Source organism: Shewanella sp. SG41-4, assembly GCF_014164505.1.
Lineage (GTDB): Bacteria > Pseudomonadota > Gammaproteobacteria > Enterobacterales > Shewanellaceae > Shewanella.
Genome location: NZ_JACJFI010000313.1, coordinates 1 through 3,945, shown reverse-complemented (window position 1 = coordinate 3,945; position 3,945 = coordinate 1). Strand labels below are relative to the sequence as shown.

Sequence of the window (3,945 nt, the reverse complement as noted above, 5' to 3'; positions counted from 1 at the left end):
AAGCTTAGTCTTTTTTATGCTTATTTCGCTATCTAGTGATATAAAAGTAAGTTAACAGGTCGATGTTAACTAATTTACGAAGATTCAAATGGGTTATTAATGCTTAGATTCGAACACTGTAATGCCAAAACGTGTACTAATGAATTACTCGCCTTGGGTCAGGGCAACATGAAAATGTGGTACATTTTTGAGTGGTTAGATAAGCACGAGGAATTACAACACGGGACCCAAGCAGAAATAATTAAACTTTATGTAAATGACGAATTGGTAGGGTACAGTCTTTTTGAAAACTTTGAAGCCCGTGCAGACAAAGTCACTTGTCATCAAGGTGTGAACTATAAAGAGTTGGGTATTATTCATTTCGTAACAGTCATAGAACATCGTAATAAAGGTTATGCTACGTTGTTGGCTAATGCGTTGCTTAAAAATATTATTGAACCTATGTTGGCACGTTATAAAGATTTTCATGTTTACGTCATTGCGACGGGTCGAGCAGTCCCATTAATGGAGCGTACTGATATCCCTTCAAAACACCTAATCAAGCAATTCTATTCCGATTTATCGTTTAAAGAGAAAGTAGTAAATTACCTAAGAAAACAAGAACAAAATGCATTGAATGCAGTTGCTGGTGAAATTTAAAATAAACAGCTAACAAGTCAATCTAAATTCACCAAACTTATCATAAGCGGATAGTGAGTGCTGAGCGAAGGCACTAACACGATTTGGGTCTATACGAAGTAACAAAAAGCGCTCTGAAAAGGATGTTTCACCGTAACAGTGCGGCGAAATCAATTGTTTCAACATAACCTCTGATTCTAAATACAAAAAAAAAGATCCACGAAGTGAGACAAAACTCATTTGGTATGAGAAGCCCCAAGTGATATTCGAAATTTTACTTGAGATCACCCATATAGAAGAATCAATGGGTTAGGAGGGTACTAATAATTTAGAATTTGAGAGTTTTGAACATAACGCGAGATCTTCATACACTTTATTAAATTAGAATGAGATCTTAAGTTAACTACATATAAAATAGCCATTTATATGTAAATGCTAATATTATTATTTTAACAAAAAATAGCATTAATACAAGTGTATTTTTCTTTAAGTTTCTTACCGTAAAAAACTCAACATGGCTCTCCTTGAACGTCTCTATTTTCTTGAGTATTCAATTATTCCCAAAAACAGCTTGTCATAAGCATTTACTTAGTCGGCCCCGACTGTAATCAATCTTCTGAGCTAAGCTTACAAAAAGTACTCAATAAAGTGGTGAAGAAATGCAACAAGCTTACGTGCTACAGAATAGAATTATTGAGAACTATCCTCAGTTGAGACTTCTTGATGACTTACACATGACAGATAACTTTGTATTCCCGTGTTTCGGACTCTTCAAAACACTTGCAAAAATGGTTGAAAATGAAAGCGACTATGTAGAAATAATCAAGATTGATTACAGCCCTCTGAATGGAATCCCAACTGTTCATCTAATTTTCTCTGGACATGTAGATATGTTGTTGGTCAATCGCGTCTTTGATTACTATCAGCAGCTGTTGATTGCGGCGGCATCTGAAATGTAGTATTTAACTAATTTTGACCACGGCTTTAGAATCTAACCAAAATCTTCGCTCTGATTCATTTGGGCTCAATCCTGCGTTGTAATAATGTGGCCTGACTTGGCTGTAATAGCCAATGATATAGTCCGTCACATCTTGTTTAGCTTTGATAAAACTCTTTTAAGCCTAGGTTGGCATCCATTCCGTTTCAAACTTCTGAAAAATCGCTCCATCGGCGCATTATCCCAGCAATTTCCACAACCGCTGACGGTATTTGAGGCTGGTGTAATGGCTGCCTTGGTCAGAGTGGAACATCAAGTTTTTAGGCTTACCTCGCGACTCAAAAGTCATTTCCAACTTTTTACCGTTAAATTGCTGCCAGATGTACATGACATTGCCCAATCCACTGGTTTTATTGATAAAAAGTCCAGCACAACAGCAAGATAACACCACCGATTACCCGCCCAGATGTAACTCACAACGCACACCAGACAGTGCCCCCCTGTGTCTGGATAGCTGTCACCCCTTAAAATCATGTGGTCAGTGAAAAATGGTATTTTCAAGTAGATTGCAATGGCTTTGAATTCCCAGTTGGATTGCCCCCAGAACTCTAGACTAGGCATTTGGCAGTTCATCAAGATTGATAGTTACTGTATATAACCACAGTTTACAGACTTAACCGTATATACTATTATCCTGTACACGATAACAATACATACAGCGGATTTATGAACACTTCGATTTCTAATCAACTTAAATCACGTTTTAAAGCCATTGAATATATGGTCCATTGGGAAGGCGGTGTTAATTCATCTAGGCTCTCTCGTATTTTTGGGGTTCAAGCCAACGTTATTCGTACTGCTATAAATCAATATGTTAAGCAGCATCCTGACACTTTGATCTTTAACGGGAAAGATCCAGAAAAGTTGTATATAGCGACATCACTTTTTACACCGCTGTACATTCCCCATAACTGGGAGTCATATGTCAGTTATATGTTTGCAAATAGCAATGAACATATTCGCCAGACCTATGGGGATGGCGCAGTGTCAGAGCAGATTACTCCAATTTGCAGCCCACAACCTGAAGTTACTCGTATTTTATTAAAAGCTATTCGCCTGAAAAGCCGCGTATCGGTGTTTTATAGCAGCAGAAACAATCCAATGGGAATTCAGCGGGTTATCGCTCCTCACGCTTTAAGCCATGATGGACTTCGCTGGCATTGCCGAGCCTATTGCTATAAGCGAGAGCAGTTTACTGATTTTAATCTAGGTCGAATGAAAGATCTGTCAATTGCCGGTAAAGCTGATAAACATCAGCATCAAGATGAACATTGGATCCAGTTCGTGGAAATCAAGGTTGCTGCACATCCTGCGTTACCTCCAGAAGAACAAGCGCTAGTGTTAAGTGATTATGGTAAAAAAGGCCATTTCGTTATCAGAACGCGTGCGGCCTTGGCTGATTACACAATTCAATTTTATCGCCTTGGTATGGATCCCAATACCTGTTCTCAACAAGGGCATCCATTGGTGATCACCAACCTTGAAGAAATTGCGTTTTGTTTGTTCAGGGGACCTAAAGGATGAGTCTTTACCAGATGTTGTTAGCAGCGAAACAAGGTAATGCCTTTAACGTCAAGCGACTGCTTACTCAATTGAAAATGAAAGGCGTGGATATCGATATTGAAGACCTTGGTCCCCTGGTGTTTGTCCAGAAAAACAAACACGTGCTCGAAGAGGCTAACCACACGATATTGGATTCCTTAATTGACCAGTTTTCGCCCGCAAAATCGAGACGAGAAGCCTCCCAAAAAGGCAACTCTCACGACCATCGTACTCATACCGCGTATTTCGTAGCCAAACGCTATGGTGAGCAAGGTGCTGTCTTTGCGATTAGCTGTGCGCCTGACATGACGGTGGAAACACACTGGCCAAAATCCAACCGCACCGATGTCATTCTGATTGAAAACAGTGAGTGTTTCACATTCTGCTCGTCCTTTTTGGGCAACATGGGGTTACAGAACATTGATGATGACACATTGGTGATTTGGTCATCGGGAAAGGCAATTACACACCCGAATGCTATCCATTTCTTAAGTCATTTTAACCACATTCACTATTGCCCTGATTATGATTTAACAGGCGTTGAAATTTATGAAACCTTATTTAAAACTTTGGGCGATAAAATCCACTTTGCGATGCCTTTAGATCTAGCAAGTAATGCAAAATACTGTGTCGTTCCGAAAGAGAGGATGCACTATATCCATGCACTCAACAAGGCTAAAGAATTAGGGTTTGAACCCATGGTCGAGTTATTAACTGACGGACGCGGAATTCTAGTGCAAGAATTGCCCATAGGGGAATAAGATGAAACGTAGTGACTTACAAATAAG

General features: G+C 39.4%; 4 protein-coding genes and 1 pseudogene. 4 read left to right on the top strand and 1 reads right to left on the bottom strand.

The window, feature by feature from the left end; translation table 11 throughout:
- Positions 1 to 99: 99 nt before the first annotated feature.
- Positions 100 to 639 carry a GNAT family N-acetyltransferase gene (locus H5202_RS18760; RefSeq protein WP_182773403.1) on the top strand — a complete coding sequence of 180 codons (540 nt, stop codon included), beginning with the start codon at positions 100 to 102 and terminating at the stop codon, positions 637 to 639.
- A 638-nt stretch (positions 640 to 1,277) separates the two neighbouring features.
- Complete coding sequence (locus H5202_RS18755) at positions 1,278 to 1,577, top strand: hypothetical protein (protein ID WP_182773402.1); 300 nt, start codon at positions 1,278 to 1,280, stop codon at positions 1,575 to 1,577.
- A 3-nt stretch (positions 1,578 to 1,580) separates the two neighbouring features.
- Here the strand turns inward: H5202_RS18755 and H5202_RS18750 are convergent.
- Positions 1,581 to 2,049: pseudogene (locus H5202_RS18750) on the bottom strand (DDE-type integrase/transposase/recombinase); the annotation flags it as partial.
- Positions 2,050 to 2,281: 232 nt separating this feature from the next.
- On the opposite strand from H5202_RS18750, the gene H5202_RS18745 reads away from it, so the two are divergent.
- Positions 2,282 to 3,139: a WYL domain-containing protein gene (locus tag H5202_RS18745; protein WP_182773401.1), complete on the top strand. Its 858-nt coding sequence runs from the start codon at positions 2,282 to 2,284 to the stop codon at positions 3,137 to 3,139.
- Positions 3,136 to 3,918: a Wadjet anti-phage system protein JetD domain-containing protein gene (locus tag H5202_RS18740; protein WP_182773400.1), complete on the top strand. Its 783-nt coding sequence runs from the start codon at positions 3,136 to 3,138 to the stop codon at positions 3,916 to 3,918. Before H5202_RS18745 ends, H5202_RS18740 begins: the two co-directional genes overlap by 4 nt.
- The last annotated feature ends 27 nt before the right edge of the window (positions 3,919 to 3,945 follow it).